Origin of the sequence: Tatumella terrea (assembly GCF_039523755.1) — a bacterium.
In the GTDB taxonomy this organism is placed as follows: Bacteria; Pseudomonadota; Gammaproteobacteria; order Enterobacterales; family Enterobacteriaceae; genus Tatumella; species Tatumella terrea.
In genome coordinates this window covers 407592-423120 of record NZ_BAAAFX010000013.1, presented here as the reverse complement: position 1 = coordinate 423120, position 15529 = coordinate 407592, and the positions used below count along the sequence as shown (strand labels likewise).

The 15529-nt window shown below is 55.7% G+C and carries 10 protein-coding genes; 3 read left to right on the top strand and 7 right to left on the bottom strand.

Features of this window, described 5'->3' with window-relative positions:
- Nucleotides 1–27 precede the first annotated feature (27 nt).
- The 5 genes from proY to phoB form a co-directional block, all read right to left on the bottom strand.
- The gene (gene proY / locus ABD035_RS10080; RefSeq protein WP_212714261.1) at nt 28–1398 is read right to left on the bottom strand and encodes a proline-specific permease ProY; all 1371 of its coding nucleotides are present in this window, start codon (nt 1396–1398) and stop codon (nt 28–30) included.
- Nucleotides 1399–1464: 66 nt separating this feature from the next.
- The gene (brnQ, locus tag ABD035_RS10075) at nt 1465–2784 is read right to left on the bottom strand and encodes a branched-chain amino acid transport system II carrier protein (RefSeq protein WP_212714260.1); all 1320 of its coding nucleotides are present in this window, start codon (nt 2782–2784) and stop codon (nt 1465–1467) included.
- A gap of 391 nt (nt 2785–3175) precedes the next feature.
- On the bottom strand, nt 3176–4279 hold the full coding sequence (locus ABD035_RS10070) for a cobalamin-independent methionine synthase II family protein (RefSeq protein ID WP_212714259.1): 1104 nt from the start codon (nt 4277–4279) through the stop codon (nt 3176–3178).
- 223 nt (nt 4280–4502) lie between these two features.
- Entirely contained in the window at nt 4503–5819 is a 1317-nt protein-coding gene (gene phoR / locus ABD035_RS10065) for a phosphate regulon sensor histidine kinase PhoR (RefSeq protein ID WP_343869799.1), read from the bottom strand.
- Between the two features lie 14 nt (nt 5820–5833).
- Nucleotides 5834–6523, bottom strand: a complete 690-nt coding sequence (phoB, locus tag ABD035_RS10060; protein ID WP_212714257.1) for a phosphate response regulator transcription factor PhoB — start codon at nt 6521–6523, stop codon at nt 5834–5836.
- A 193-nt stretch (nt 6524–6716) separates the two neighbouring features.
- Here phoB and sbcD point away from each other — a divergent pair, with 193 nt between their 5' ends.
- Together sbcD and ABD035_RS10050 are read left to right on the top strand one after the other, a co-directional pair.
- A complete protein-coding gene (gene sbcD / locus ABD035_RS10055; RefSeq protein ID WP_343869796.1) occupies nt 6717–7949 on the top strand; it encodes an exonuclease subunit SbcD in 1233 nt (410 codons plus the stop codon).
- A complete protein-coding gene (locus ABD035_RS10050) occupies nt 7946–11623 on the top strand; it encodes an SbcC/MukB-like Walker B domain-containing protein (RefSeq protein WP_343869793.1) in 3678 nt (1225 codons plus the stop codon). The genes sbcD and ABD035_RS10050 overlap by 4 nt, the downstream gene beginning before the upstream one ends.
- Nucleotides 11624–11664: 41 nt before the next feature.
- On the opposite strand, the gene qhpR is transcribed toward ABD035_RS10050, so the two are convergent.
- Together qhpR and ABD035_RS10040 are read right to left on the bottom strand one after the other, a co-directional pair.
- The gene (gene qhpR / locus ABD035_RS10045) at nt 11665–12735 is read right to left on the bottom strand and encodes an AraC-like transcriptional regulator QhpR (RefSeq protein WP_343869791.1); all 1071 of its coding nucleotides are present in this window, start codon (nt 12733–12735) and stop codon (nt 11665–11667) included.
- 151 nt (nt 12736–12886) lie between these two features.
- Nucleotides 12887–13891, bottom strand: coding sequence for a phosphotransferase enzyme family protein (locus ABD035_RS10040; protein ID WP_212714336.1), 1005 nt, complete (start codon nt 13889–13891; stop codon nt 12887–12889).
- A gap of 265 nt (nt 13892–14156) precedes the next feature.
- On the opposite strand from ABD035_RS10040, the gene eat reads away from it, so the two are divergent.
- Nucleotides 14157–15524 (top strand): ethanolamine permease, encoded by a 1368-nt coding sequence (eat, locus tag ABD035_RS10035; RefSeq protein ID WP_343869789.1) that lies wholly within the window; start codon nt 14157–14159, stop codon nt 15522–15524.
- The last annotated feature ends 5 nt before the right edge of the window (nt 15525–15529 follow it).

Here is a 15529-nt window from a genome sequence, read left to right as displayed (position 1 = left end):
CCGGTGAAACCCGGTCCGGCGGGCAGATTAGCCTTGTGAAGAGGTATGACTTTTCTTTTTAAACAGACGGTAACTTACCAGCAGTAACACCACCCAAATCGCTCCGGCATAGAGTGACAACCGTGTATCCGGGAAGTAACCGATCAGCGCGATGATAAAGACCAGGAACAGGATCCCGATAACCGACATCACTGAGCCACCCGGTAGCGGGAACCTGATCTGGTGGCGTCCTTCCGCACCCAGTTTCCTGCGGAAACCAATCTGCGCCAGTAAAATCATGATCCAGACCCAGACCGTGGCAAAGGTCGCCAGCGAGGCAATGACCAGGAAAACTTTTTCCGGCATCAGGTAGTTCAGCAAGACGGCAATCAGCAGCGCGACCATCATCACCACCACGGTCAGCCACGGGGTACCGCGTTTGGAGACAGCGGTGAACATCTTAGGTGCATCGCCCTGTTCAGCCATGCCATGCAGCATACGACCGACCCCAAAAATATCGCTGTTAATCGCCGATAACGAGGCGGTGATCACTACAAAGTTCAGTACCGCGGCGGCGGCGGCGACGCCCAGATGCTGGAAGGTCAGCACAAACGGGCTGCCATTGGTCCCCACCTGGTCCCAGGGATAGATGGACATAATGACAAACAGCGTACCCACGTAGAACACCAGAATACGCCACGGAACGGAGTTGATGGCTTTCGGGATGGTGTTTTCCGGTTTGTCCGCTTCACCGGCGGTAATGCCGATAATCTCAATTCCGCCGTACGCAAACATCACCATCTGCAGGGACAGCAGCATTCCGGTCAGCCCGTGCGCAAAAAATCCGCCATGGCTCCACAGATTACTGATACCGGTCGGATGACCGCCGTTACCAATACCCCAGATAATGATCCCCAGGCCAGCCAGAATCATCAATACAATGGTGGCGACTTTAAAGAACGAGAACCAGAACTCAAGCTCACCGAACACTTTGACGCTCATCATATTGATGGCACCGATGATCAGCACCACACTGAGCACCCATATCCAGTGAGGTACATCCGGGAACCAGACGCCCATATACACCCCGAAGGCAGTCACATCGGCAATGGCCACGATCAGGATTTCAAAGCAGTAGGTCCAGCCCGTAATATACCCTGCCATCGGGCCAAGGTAGTCTCTGGCATAACGGGAAAACGAGCCGGCATTCGGATTATTCACCGACATTTCACCCAGCGCGCGCATAATAATATAGGCGACAGCCCCGCCAATAATGTAGGCCAGCAGAACACTCGGTCCCGCCATGCGGATAGCATCCGCCGAGCCATAAAATAATCCGGTCCCGATAGCGGAACCCAAAGCCATAAACCTGATATGTCTGGTGCTGAGCCCCCGACGCAGTGTATTTGTTTTTTGCATAACGACCTGTACCTGTAAAAAAGAAAACCACGGGCAGGCCCGTGGTTTATACTTCAGTATTCCGGTTTACTGACGTACTTCTACCGGATGGCTCCCTTTTATCCGGTCAATGACCATAGAGACCACCAGAATCACCAATGTCGGTGGCAGCCATGACAATCCCTGATCGGCCAGCGGCAGATTCTGACAGAATCCCGGTAACAAGTCTTTAAATTCGCTGCCTTTAATCGCATCTATTGCCCCGAAAAACAGGCTGACCAGCATGGCCGGCGCAATAATCCGCGTGCTGCGGTTCCACCAGCGCAGGGTAAAGCTCAATACCACCAGCACAATACACGGCGGGTAAATGGCGGTCAGTACCGGAATGGATAACTGGATCAGATGGCTCAGTCCCAGGTTGGAGACCAGCATCGAAAAGCCGCCCAGAATGAATACCAGTGCACGGTAGGAAAGTGGCAGCAGCTGTGCAAAAAACTCAGCACAGGCACAGGTCAGTCCGACCGCCGTCACCATACAGGCAACAAAGATCAACGCACCGAGGAACAGGCTGCCTGCCCCGCCGAAAGTATGTTGTACATACGCATGCAGGATAGTCGCACCGTTAGCACCGGCCGGTACCAGCTGACCACTGCCGGACCCGAGGCGGAACAGCGCCAGATAAACCAGCGTCAGACCGATACCGGCAATAATTCCTGCCAGCATGGTATAGCGGGTCAACAGTCCGGAGTCTTCAATGCCGCGTGAACGTGCCGCATTGACGATAACAATCCCGAAGACCAGCGCACCGAGGGTGTCCATGGTCAGATAACCGTTAACAAAGCCGTTCGAAAATGCTGCCGTCTGATAAACATCTACCGCCGGAATCTCAGCGCCCGCCGGCCAGAGTAATGCCGCAACGCCGAGGATAGCCAGTGCCACAATTTTCAGCGGCGCCAGGAAATGCCCTACCGTGTCCAGCAGTTTACCCGGATAGAGGGAAATCAGAATGACCAGCGCAAAATAGATCAGGCTGTAGATGAATAAGGGCATCGCCCCTTCGCCGGCCAGTGGCGCAATGCCAATTTCAAAGGAAACGGTGGCGGTACGCGGGGTCGCAAACAGCGGACCGACGGCCAGGTAACAGACTGTCGCCAGCACCAGCCCCGCCGCTTTACCGATGGGCGAGCTGAGGGCATCAATGCCACCCCCGACGCGTGCCAGGGCAATCACCGTCAGCACCGGAAGTCCGACCGCGGTGATCAGGAAGCCACCGGCCGCCGTCCAGACATGTTCCCCGGCCTGAACACCCACCATCGGCGGGAAGATTATATTGCCGGCGCCGACAAACAGGGCAAAAGTCATAAAGCCCAGCGCAAGGATATCTTTAGTAGTTAAACGTTTAGTCATAAATCACTCTGCACATCATGTGCTGACAGAAGCAGGAAGTTGGGTTTGGTTATCATCCATCCACGAATAATTTTTCACCCGATACTGACACCCTGCCGGGCGCCGGACTGAAAACAGCGAAATATTCGGTTTATTATTTTTCACCAGAGGATTTGATGATAACGGTCATAAGTAAAACTTTTATAGGGAAGAAAGGCAATAACGGATCGTCAAACCAGTAGGATATGTCATATTTATTCTGAAAAGCAGTGGATATGAGGGTGTTTGCTGCAGGCAGGCGGGGATGATGTGTTTATTATTTGTCCGGAGCATAAGGATATATACATTTTTCATATGACGGACAACGAAAAGGCGCGGGATCCGCGCCTTTTCTGACAGGGTCAGGCCATCGTTACCAGACTTCTCCGGCAATCGCGACCACACTGCGGATCTTCTGCCATTGTTCGTCTTCGGTAATACTATTCCCTTCCTCGGTCGAGGCAAAACCACACTGCGGGCTCAGACAGAGCTGTTCCGGGCTGAGGAACTCCGAGGCTTCTGCAATGCGGGCTTTCACCTGTGCAGGATCCTCCGGCGTCCCGTTTTTAGTCGTGATCAGACCCAGCACCGCCTGTTGATGTCCGGGGCGGATAAAACGCAGCGGTTCAAAGCCTCCGGAACGCTCATTGTCATATTCCAGGAAGAAGGCATCGACATTCACCTGACCAAATAAAATTTCGGCCACCGGCTCGTAGCCCCCTTCGGAAATCCAGGTAGAACGGAAATTTCCGCGACACACATGTAAGCCGACGGTGAGATCAGACGGTTTACCGATCAGCGCCTGGTTCAGGACTCTGGCATAAGTTTCTGCCAGCGTATCCGGATTATCACCACGGGCCCTGACCTGCGCTTTCTGGTCTTCGGAACATAAATAGGCCCAGACCGTATCATCGAGCTGCAGATAACGGCATCCGGCCTGATAGAAGGCGTGGATAGCCTCGCGCCATGTGGCGGCCAGATCATCAAAATAGTCATTCAGATCCGGGTAGACCGTTTCATCGATATATTCCCGTCCGCCACGGAAATGCAGCACGCTCGGGCTGGGGATGGTCATTTTAGCCACGGCATCACCGGCAATACTCTGCAGGTAACGGAAATCTTCCAGCATCGGGTGGTCTTTGAATCCCAGTTTGCCGGTCACACGCACCCCACGGGCTTTGGTTTCTACCCCGTTAAAACGGATACCGTGAGCCGCTTCGAAAGGCTCCACCCCTTCCAGTCCTTCAAAAAAGTCAAAATGCCACCAGGCACGACGAAATTCACCGTCGGTAACGACCTGTAATCCGGCTGCGCGTTGTTTCTCTACCACATCCAGGATAGCGGCATCTTCAATTTTTCTGAGTTCTTCTGCGCTCAGCGTGCCGTTAGCAAATTCTGAACGAGCCTGTTTAATGGAGGCAGGACGTAAAAAGCTACCTACAGTTTCTGCACGAAATGGGGCGTGTTCTCTTTGCATTATTATTCTCCGGGTCCGCTATCGTTCCGGCGACTGGTCATAAAAAGCCATCCGGACGGCTAAATGTCTTTCTGTAGCATGACATGAGGAAAATTCCTCATCAACTGATGAAATTTCAGTATAGATGAATTTTTCTCATTATTGACTTCAGGAAACTTCATTATCCGCGGGAACGGCCTTGCCGGAAGGAACGGGGCACAGACACTGCGCCCCTGGAAAGACTTCAGGAGGTGAGTGTCTCCGCAGCGTTCTCTTTAGCGACAATCAGCCGCGAGGGAAGCTGAAAACTGAAACAGGTGGCTTTTCCGGGGATGCTGGTGACCGACAGCCGGCTGCCGTGATGCCCCAGCGCATGCTTGACTATCGCCAGGCCCAGGCCGCTGCCGCCGGTTTGCCGGGAGCGGGCCTTATCCACCCGGTAAAAGCGTTCGGTCAGATGAGGAATATGCTCGGCGGCAATCCCCGGACCGTTATCGGTCACTGAGAAGAGAGCCCCCTGTGCGTCCCGCTGCCAGGCGATATCAATACGTGTATTTTCAGGCGTGTGGCTGAGCGCATTGTAAACCAGGTTAGAGATCGCACTGCGCAACTGTTCATCATTGCCGGATACCCGCAGATCGCTGTCCACCGAGAAACTGACCACCTGTCCCGGATGCTTCAGACTGTCAGCTTCCTGTTGCAGCATCGACAGCATCCCCGGAACATCGACAATCTCCCGGGTATTCATGGCCGGGGCGGCTTCTATCCGGGTCAGGGTCATAAGCTGTCGGATAAGCCCTTCCATTCGCCGTGACTGTTCCTGCATGGTGCCTACCGCTTTCATCCGCAACGGCGCATTCATCTGGTCGTCTTCCATCATCTCCAGATACCCCTGGATAACCGTCAACGGGGTACGTAATTCATGGCTGACATTGGCAAAAAAGTGGCTGCGCATATTTTCCAGCTGACGCATCTGTGTCATATCCCGCGCGCTGATCATCCATTGGCCTTCGGTATAAGGTACAATTCTGAACTCCATATGATGACCATTATTCAGTAATTGCGTCAGTGGTTTATCGAAATCGGCGGTCTGTAAATAGCGGCTGAATTCGGGGTAACGCAGTAAATTCAGGATATTTTGCCCGTTATCCTCCGGCCAGCGCAGTCCCAGATATTGCTGAGCCAGACCGTTGCACCAGAAGATATTCCCCTCTTCGGTAGTCAGCACTAACGCATCCGGCAGCGACTCGGCCCCACTGCGGAAACGTTTGATCAGGCTTCTCAGTTCACGACGCCGATGCCGGTTGCGCGCCTGCATAAGGTACAGACCGTGAAATAACGGTTCCCAGCTCCCCTTGCCGGTCGGCGGGGTCATACTTTTATCCACCCATAACCAGTGGGACAGCCGCATCAGTTGGAAAAAATGCCAGAACAGTAATAAAGCAACCGCCAGAAACAGACACAAGCCCGGATGACCACTCACCAGCCCGGCAATCCCCCCGGCGAGGCAGACCAGCAGAAATTCTGACAGCAAGGTACGCCACGAAAGTTTGTCCAGCAAAAGTCACACTCCTATCAGAAACGGGCAGAAAACCGGTAACCGGTGCCCCGGACAGTCTGAACCATACGTTCATAACCACTGACTTCAAGCGCTTTACGTAAACGGCGGATATGCACATCCACTGTTCTGTCTTCCACGTAGACGTTGGTTCCCCAGACATGATTCAGTAATTGCTCGCGACTGTAAACACGCTCAGGATGGGTCATAAAGAAATGCAGGAGTTTATATTCGGTTGGCCCCATATCCAGCGGGGTTTCGCCGGCCATCACCCGGTGGGAGGTCGGGTCTAAGGTCAGGCCCTGAATATCGATGAGTTCATCATCGGCCATCGGTGAGATACGACGGATCACGGCCTTGATCCTGGCAATCAGTTCCCGGGGAGAAAAGGGCTTGGTAATATAGTCATCAGCTCCCGCATCCAGACCGCGCACCCGATCTTCTTCTTCCCCACGCGCTGTCAGCATCACGACCGGGATATCCCGGGTCATCGCTTCTTTTTTCATATATTTGATCAGCTGAACACCCGTGCCTCCCGGCAGCATCCAGTCAAGCAGGATCAGATCGGGCCAGGGTTCAATCAGATGCTTCACCGCGCTGTCATAATCTTCAGCCTCGATGGGATGGTAACCATTCTGCTCCAGCACAAAACATAACATTTCACGGATTGGAGCTTCATCTTCCACGACAAGAATGCGTTTAGCCATTGTTTCTCCAGAGGATATTTCCGGATTCTTCCGGTATACGCGGCACATTATGAGACAGTTTTATGACAGATTTATGAAGGAATGTCAGGGATATCTTTACTGACGACCCCGCCTGACACCCGCAGAAAGATACTTTTTTATCCCTGCACCGTCTGCAGGTATACTGCGGGCAGCAGGCACTCTCGGGAGCATTATGAAAATTATCCATACCTCGGACTGGCACCTGGGCCAGTTTTTTTATTCCCGGAGCCGGGCGAAGGAACATCAGGCTTTCCTTGACTGGCTTCTCTCGCAGATCACTCTGCATCAGGTTAATGCCCTGATAGTAGCCGGAGATATTTTTGATACCGGATCCCCGCCCAGTTATGCCAGGGAGATGTATAACCAGTTTATTGTTGAGCTGCAAAAAACCGGATGCCAGTTGGTGATCCTGGCCGGTAATCATGATTCAGTGGCGGTGCTGAACGAGTCACGGGCACTGCTGGCCTGTCTGAATACACGGGTGATCGCCAGCGCCAGCCCTGACGTCGATGATCAACTGGTGGTTCTGAACGATGCTCAGGATCGCCCTGCCGCCATTGTCTGTGCGATCCCGTATTTACGTCCGCGTGATATCCAGCTCAGTCAGGCCGGTCTGGACAGTCAGCAAAAACAGCAAAATCTGCTGCAGGCGATTGCCGGCCATTACCGGCACTGTTATCAGGCCGCCCTGCGGCTGCGCGAAACCCTGGGGTCTCCGGCGCTGCCGATCATCGCGACCGGGCACCTGACGGCCCTGGGGGTCAGTAAAAGCGATTCGGTGCGTGATATTTATATCGGTACCCTGGATGCTTTCCCGGCTTCCGCCTTTCCGCCCGCGGATTATATCGCTTTAGGCCATATCCACCGTCCGCAACAGGTCGGCGGTCAGCCCCATATCCGTTACAGCGGCTCACCCATCGCACTCAGTTTTGATGAGTCCGCCACGGAGAAGAGCGTATGTCTGGTGGAGTTCAGCCCGCAATCCGCCCCGGTCATCACCCCGTTACCCGTGCCCTGCGTTCAGCCACTGAAAACGCTGAAAGGGTCACTGGCAGACATCGAACAGCAACTGGCGTCACTGACGCCGCTGGCAGACGGCACCCCGGTCTGGCTGGATATCGAAGTCACGCAGCAGGAGTACCTCAGTGACCTGCAGCAACGGATAGAAACACTGACGGAAGGCCGCCCGGCGGAAGTCCTGCTGTTACGACGCAGCCGGACGGGCGCGGCCCGCGGTATCGACTGCGAAAATAATGAAACCCTGAGCGAGCTGACCGCTGAAGAGGTGTTTCTGCGTCGTCTGAGTCGTGAAGAAGCGTTACCGGAAGAAGAACAGCAGCGACTCCTGACGCTGTTTCTTCAGACCCTGGAACAGGTCCGGGATACCGGCACGGAGAGTGAATGAAAATACTGACATTGCGGTTTAAAAACCTGAATGCCCTGCGTGGGGAATGGTTTATTGATTTCCGGCGTGAACCCTTTGCCGGTAACGGACTGTTTGCCATCACCGGAGATACCGGGGCGGGGAAAACTACCCTGCTCGATGCTATCTGCCTGGCACTCTATCACCAGACCCCAAGACTGCCGAATATCAGTCAGTCGCAGAATGCACTGATGAGCCGCGGTTGCAGCGACTGCCTTGCCGAAGTCGAATTTGAAATTCGCGGCGAAGCCTGGCGGGCGTTCTGGAGCCAGAACCGTGCCCGCAACCAGCCGGACGGTAAACTGCAGCCCCCGCGGGCAGAACTGGCACGCTGTGCGGATAACGTGATTGTTGCGGATAAACTTCAGGATAAGCTGCGCTACACCGAACAGCTCTCCGGGCTCAATTTCCAGCGATTTACCCGCTCGATGATGCTCTCGCAGGGGCAGTTCGCGGCTTTCCTGAATGCCCCGCCGGGCGAACGGGCTGAGCTGCTGGAAGAACTGACCGGCACCGAAATCTACGGGCAGATCTCCCGCAGTGTGTTTGAACAACATAAAGCCTTACGGCAGCAACTCGACACATTGCGGGCCGGATTATCAGGGGTGGTCTTACTGGATGAGGTAGCCCGCCAGCAGATCCTGGACCGGCAACAGGGACTGCAAACCACAGAACAGCAACTGCAGCAGGCAGTGACCCGTCATGAGCAGGCCCTGCACTGGCTGAACCAGACCCGGCAACTCACAGAGCAGCACCGGCAACGTGAACAGGCGCACCGGGAGACCCGGGAGCGTCTGGTAGAGGCAGAACCCCGTCGCCTGCGTCTGCAGCGCAGTGAGCCGGCGGAAAAAATCAGACCGCAGTGGCAGCAGTTACAGAGCCGCCGGCAGTCACAGCAGGCACTGGTCACCGAACAGGCCCTGTCGGCCGAACGCCTGAAACAAACAGAGTCCGGATACCGGCAGGCCCACGAACGGTGGCAGACCGCTGAACAAGGCTATCGCCATCAACAGATGCAGCAGCAGCAACTGGAGACCCTGCTCAGTGAACAGGTGATCCCGCTGGACCACACGATCGCCAGCGAAGAACAGCAACTGACCCGGTATCTGAAACAACTGAACGAACAGCAGCAGCAACAGGCAGATACCCGTCAGTCCGTCACTCAGACTGAGCAGCAATTGCAACAACTGAACGGTCAGCGTGAACAGTGGCTGAGCTGGCGTCAGCAGTATATGAGCCTGGCAGAGTGGGGCCCTGCCCTGCCCCTGTGGCGCGAGAGACTGACTCAATGGCAGCAGCATACGCTGACGGCCCGGACACTGCATGAGCGCATGACGCAGCAGCAACAGGAACTCAGCCAGCAGGCACAGGTACTGAACGGCCTGAACGACCATCTTCCGCCCCTCCAGCAGGCAGAAGCGGCCGCCGTCACAAAACTTGAACATCTGACGCAGCAGCAACAGTCCCTGGAAAATGCACATAGCAGCGACTCATTACGTCAGGCACTGGAGGATGCACAATCCCGCCGCGCCCGTCAGCAGCAACTGCTGTTACTGGCCACCAAAGCTGAGCCGTTACAGCTTCAGCTGAACAAGCTGCATCCTCTGGCAACCGCGCTGCAGCAAAAGATCGCTGCCGATGAACAGTCGCTGACACAGTTTCGTGAGCTGTTCCAGACTGAACGAAAACAACTGCAGGCGCTGATCACTCTTTGTGAACTGGAGGCGAGGATCACCGATCTTGCGACATTGCGCGAGACCCTTGAGGCCGGACACCCCTGCCCACTGTGTGGCTCCTGTGAGCATCCGTCGGTCGCGGAATATAAACAACTGCAGCCCGCCGAAAATCAGCAACTGAAACTCGCGCAGGATAAACGGGTGGCCGAACTTCAGGAGCAAGGTGTTCAGCGTAAAGAACAACTGGCCCAGGCCCGGCAGCAGCACGGGCAAATGACGGAGGAGATCTCCACCCTGACGGCGGCACTGGCGGAGTCTGAGGCACAATGGCAGTCGCTGTGCCTGGCCGAGGGGCTGACGCTGAAACTCACTGAGATGCCACGGCTGCAACAGTATCTGCAGGAGACAGAAGCCCGGGAACAACAGGTCCGCCGGCAGTTACAGCAACGTGAACAGGCCGCCCTGGCCTGTCAGCAGGCCAGGGAACACTATTATCAATGCCATGACCGCTTACTGCGCCACCAGCAACAAACTGCATTGATGACGGAGCAGCAGAATACCCGTCAGGCCGCCGTTGAAGAAAGCAGCAATAATTACCGGCAGACAGCCGGGCAGGCGGAAAAACTACTGGCCGCATTACGGGAAGAGACGGCCCGCTACGCATTGTCGCTGCCGGAAGAGATCCGGGCAGCGGAAACGTGGCTGGATACGCAGCAGGCGCTATGGAAGCACTGGCAACATAATGAACAGCAACTTCGCGACAGTGAGCCGGAACAGATCCGCCTGACCACCTCGCGGGAAAAATTACAGCAGGACCTCCGTCAGCAACTTACAACCCTCTCGCAGACAGAACAGACTATCACACAGCAACGGGCGCAGCTGTCTGCATTGCGGGAAAAACGCCATGCCTTATTTGCCGATAAAGACGTCAGCGTGGCACGACAGGCCATGCAGCATGAGTTACAACAGCAGCAAAAGCAGCAACAGGCGTTACTGGAACAGTCTCATGCCTTACAGCGTGAACTCAGCCTGCAGGATGGTCAGCACCGTCAGCTCGAACAGCAGTGCCGCCAGCTGGCAGAACAACGACAGAACGACGAGCTGGCATTCAGCGATGCCCTGCAGCAACAGGGATTCAGCGATAGCGAGGCTTTCTCTGCTGCCCTGCTGGAAGAAGAAACCGCCACTGCCCTGCGCCGGCAACTGCAGGAACTGGAACAGGCCAGCGATCAGACCGGCACCCTGTTACAACAGGCGCATGAGAGCCTGCAGCAGCATCTGCAACAGCGGCCGGAGGGGATTCCGGAAGAGAGCGAAGCCCTGACAGAGATGACCGCTGCCCTGAAACAGCGACTGAAAGAAACGGTCTGGCAGCAGGGAGAACTTCGCGAACAGCTTCAGGCCGATGATCGTTATCGTCAGCAGCAACAGCAGCTGATCGAAAAGATCAATCAGCAACAGCGCCTGCTGGCTGACTGGGATCACCTGAACCATCTGATTGGATCGGCCAGCGGGGATCGGTTCCGCCGGTTTGCCCAGGGCCTGACGCTGGATCATCTGGTCTGGCTGGCCAACAAGCAACTGACACGCCTTCACGGACGCTATCTGTTGCAGCGTCAGTCGGATGACACCCTGGAGCTGGCGGTGATTGATAGCTGGCAGGCGGACAATTGCCGGGATACACGCACCTTATCCGGCGGGGAAAGTTTCCTGGTCAGCCTCGCCCTGGCGCTGGCGTTATCCGATCTGGTAAGCGAGAAGAACCGGATAGAGTCACTGTTCCTTGATGAAGGTTTCGGGACACTGGATGCGGAAACGCTGGATGTGGCGCTCGATGCGCTGGATAGCCTGAACGCCAGCGGAAAAATCATCGGTGTGATTAGCCATGTTGACGCCATGAAAGAGCGGATCCCGTTACAAATCCGGGTCATCAAAAATAACGGTCTGGGTTACAGCACTCTCGAACTGCCGCCGGAATAAGGTCAGACCGCCGGCCATACGGCTTTACAGCATGGCCGGGGTCAGGCCTGCGGGTTCTCCTGCTGACGCCACTGGCGGGGACTGATGCCATACCAGCGGCGGCAGGCGCGCGAGAAAGCACTGACCTCAGAGTACCCCAGCAGCATCGCCATCGCGGAAACGGACAGCGACTGCTGTTGCAGATAATGAGCTGCCAGTTCACTGCGTACAGCATCCAGCAGACGTGAGAAACTGACCTCCTGCTCACGTAATCGGCGCTGTAAGGTCCATTCAGATAACCCCATATTCTTTGCCACCTGTTCCAGGGTAGGTTCGCCATTGCTCAGCAGCAGATGAATACAGGCTCTGACTTTACCGGTCAATCCCTGACTTTCACGGGTAGTGTTCAGGCGTTGCAGCGCGTCTTTCACGACCATCAGTAGCATAGGATCGTTGTCCGGCATCGCCCGCTGTAACTCGCGGCGGCCAATCAGCAGCGAATTGTAAGGCTGATCGAAGTAGACCGGGGCATCAAAAATTTTACAGTGTTCGTGCCAGTTTTCCGGGCGGGAGTGTTCAAAATGGACTTCACGGGGAGCCCAGTGCTGACCGGCAGAGTGGCGGATCAGGTTCATAAACATCCCCAGCGTCAGTTCTGCATCCTGACGACGCGATAAAATGGCCCCGTGGCGTACCTGATAATCCAGCCGCCAGTAATCCCCTTTATCGACCATACGGGTCAGGGTATCGTGCTGATGGCAGGGGAAAAACTGCACCACATTCTGTAATGCTGACTCCAGCGTCGGTGAACAGAGACCGATATAGCCAATCAGCCCCAGCGACTGCGGCTTAAACTGACGGCCATAATGCAGACCAAAATTATTGGTGGAAGAGTGCCGGGCCGCTTCTTCCAGCACACGGCAATAGTTCGCCAGACCGAGACTCAGGGTCGGGCTGCCCAGCAGTTCCGGATCCACACCACTCAGCCCGAAGATGCGATCACTGTCGCCGCCCTGGCTGCCAATAAAATCACTCAATCCGGTCGCTGCCGCTGCCAGAACACCCCGGTTGCCGGAAGCGCCCCCGGCCATGGACTGAGATGCTGTGGTTAAAAGAGTCATTGCACTGTTCATACCTGCTCCGGAATTTGCCTGCATTAAACCTGTCAGGGGTTATTATGCAAAATCCGTACCAGTCTCTGTGTCAGTTCTGTGACAGCCCCGGGGCCACCTGGCAGCAGGAGCCATGCACCAGCAGCGGGCACTGCGACGGTGCAACTCAGGATCACGCCCCGACAGGCCAGCGATCGGTTTCCAGATACCGCCGGCAGAGGCGCACCGTGTCTGCCGACCACTGAGCCTCCAGGCTTTGTGCCATCTCAGTTCCGGCATGCGACCCCATCCAGGCACTGAGTTGCAGACGCCGCTGCATCAGCAGGTCTGGCAATACCGCCAGATCGTCATCACTGACATGCGCAATTTTTTCATAGCCGGTCAGCCAGTTTTCGATCCATTCTGCGGCACGCGGATGATGCTCAAAGAAACTGACCGCGGCTGCCAGGTCATGCATATACCAGCCGAAACCGCAGTCGTCGAAATCAATGATCCGGGTTTGCCCCTGATGATGTAATAAGTTAGTCAGTCGCAGATCCGCATGGATCAGACCGTAACGATCTGCAGATTGTCCGTATACGGCCAGTTTACGGTCAATGTTTTCTATGGCCCCGGTGATCAGCCCATGATCATCGCGGTTCAGTCGCGGGGCATCCTGCCAGCGTCCCCAGTGCCCGGACGCACCCACCATGGTCTGGTGATCCCAGATGATGCGCTGAAAGGTGGCCGGACGCTGCCACTGGCGGCTGTGCTGATGCAGGCGGGCGGTCACTTCTCCCAGCGCCTGAAAGGCCACCGGGTCCACATTGGTGGTCGGCATTTCACCGTCCATCCAGTTGAAAATGACCACATGGCGGACACTGCCTTCCTCTGTGACCACGGTCTGAACCGTCTCCCCTTCCCCGTCTTTGACGGCTTCCGGCACTTCGATCCCGCTTTCCCTTAACGCGTCCAGCCAGAGAAGTTCACTCAGGATATCGGCTTTCTGGTGGTAATCCGCGCGATGCAGTCGTAACGCATAACGGCTGTCAGCTGTTTTCAGTAAAAAGGTCGCGTTTTCCGAACGGCAGATCAGTGATAACTCCCCCTGGCAGAGAGCCGGATAACGGCTGAGGGCCTGATGTGCAACCCGGTAAATCTGTGCATCGGTCATTGGATCATTCTGTTTTACTTCCATCATGCGCCCCTCTTTACTCAATAGTGTCCGTCGGTCTTTGACTCAGCATGCCCGTGGTCAACGACGTATTTCCTGACCCGGCAATAGCAAAACCTGGCTTCAGACGACAATATCAGTCCGCCCGCCGCCGGAGTTGACTTCAGACGACAAACTCTGACCGGCAAGGTCAGGTATTTATCCGATAGCCCACGGCATTATGCCAATGACAGATCATTCTGCAGGCCACCGGCCGGGCAGAGGGTTAATTCACGATGGGGATACTAAGATGACAACAAAACTAAAACCCACACTTGGCACATTCTCCCTGTGGGGGATCGCTGTTGGTCTGGTGATATCCGGCGAGTATTTTGGCTGGAGCTATGGGTGGGGCGTGGCCGGGACTCTGGGATTCCTGATCACGACGCTGCTGATTGCGTTAATGTATGGCTGCTTTATTTTCAGTTTTACCGAACTCACCACCGCTATCCCGCATGCGGGCGGACCGTTCGCTTACAGTCGCCGGGCATTTGGCGAAACCGGCGGCCTGATCGCCGGGCTTGCCACACTGATTGAGTTTGTTTTTGCACCTCCGGCCATCGCTCTGGCTATCGGGGCGTATCTGAACATCCAGTTCCCGGCACTTGACCCGAAAGTGGCGGCTGTCGGTGCCTATATCATTTTTATGGGACTGAATATCCTTGGCGTGAAACTGGCGGCGATGTTTGAACTGATTGTGACCATCCTGGCCGTCATTGAACTGCTGGTATTTATGGGCGTGGTCTCTCCGGGCTTCAGCATGGCAAACTTTACCGCCCACGGCTGGGCCGGTGACCATGGTTTCGGCCTGCAGGCACTGAGCGGTGTTTTTGCGGCGATCCCTTTTGCCATCTGGTTTTTCCTGGCTATCGAAGGGGCTGCCATGGCCGCTGAGGAAGCCAAAGATCCCCGTAAAAACATTCCGCGCGCCTATATCTCCGGTATTCTGACGCTGGTCGTGCTGGCTATCGGGGTAATGCTGCTGGCGGGCGGTGCCGGTGACTGGCGTAAACTCTCTGATATCAATGACCCGTTGCCTCAGGCGATGAAAATGATTGTCGGGGAACATTCGCGCTGGATGCATATGCTGGTCTGGATCGGATTATTTGGCCTGATTGCCAGCTTCCACGGCATTATTCTGGGCTTCTCACGTCAGTTCTTTGCTCTGTCCCGCGCCGGCTATTTACCCCCGGCACTGGCAAAGTTATCCCGTCATCAGACCCCGTATCGTGCCACCCTCGCCGGAGGTGTGATCGGTATCCTGGCTATCTTCAGCGATAACTGGATCCACCTGCAGGGGATGTCGCTGACCGCAGCCATGATCACACTCGCCGTCTTTGGTGCCATTGTCATGTATATCATGAGCATGCTCAGTCTGTTCCGGTTACGTCGCACCGCACCGGACATGCCGCGCAGCTTCCGGGCTCCGGGGTATCCGCTGGTGCCGGGCATTGCGCTGGTACTGGCCGTGCTCTGCCTGGTCTCGATGGTCTGGTTTAATCCGGTGATCGCCCTGCTATTTGTGGCCATCATGCTGGCAGGTTACGGGTATTTCCGACTGACCACCGCCCAGCGTGCACAGGCACCTCATGATGAGTTACTGATGGATAGCGAGTAATCTCC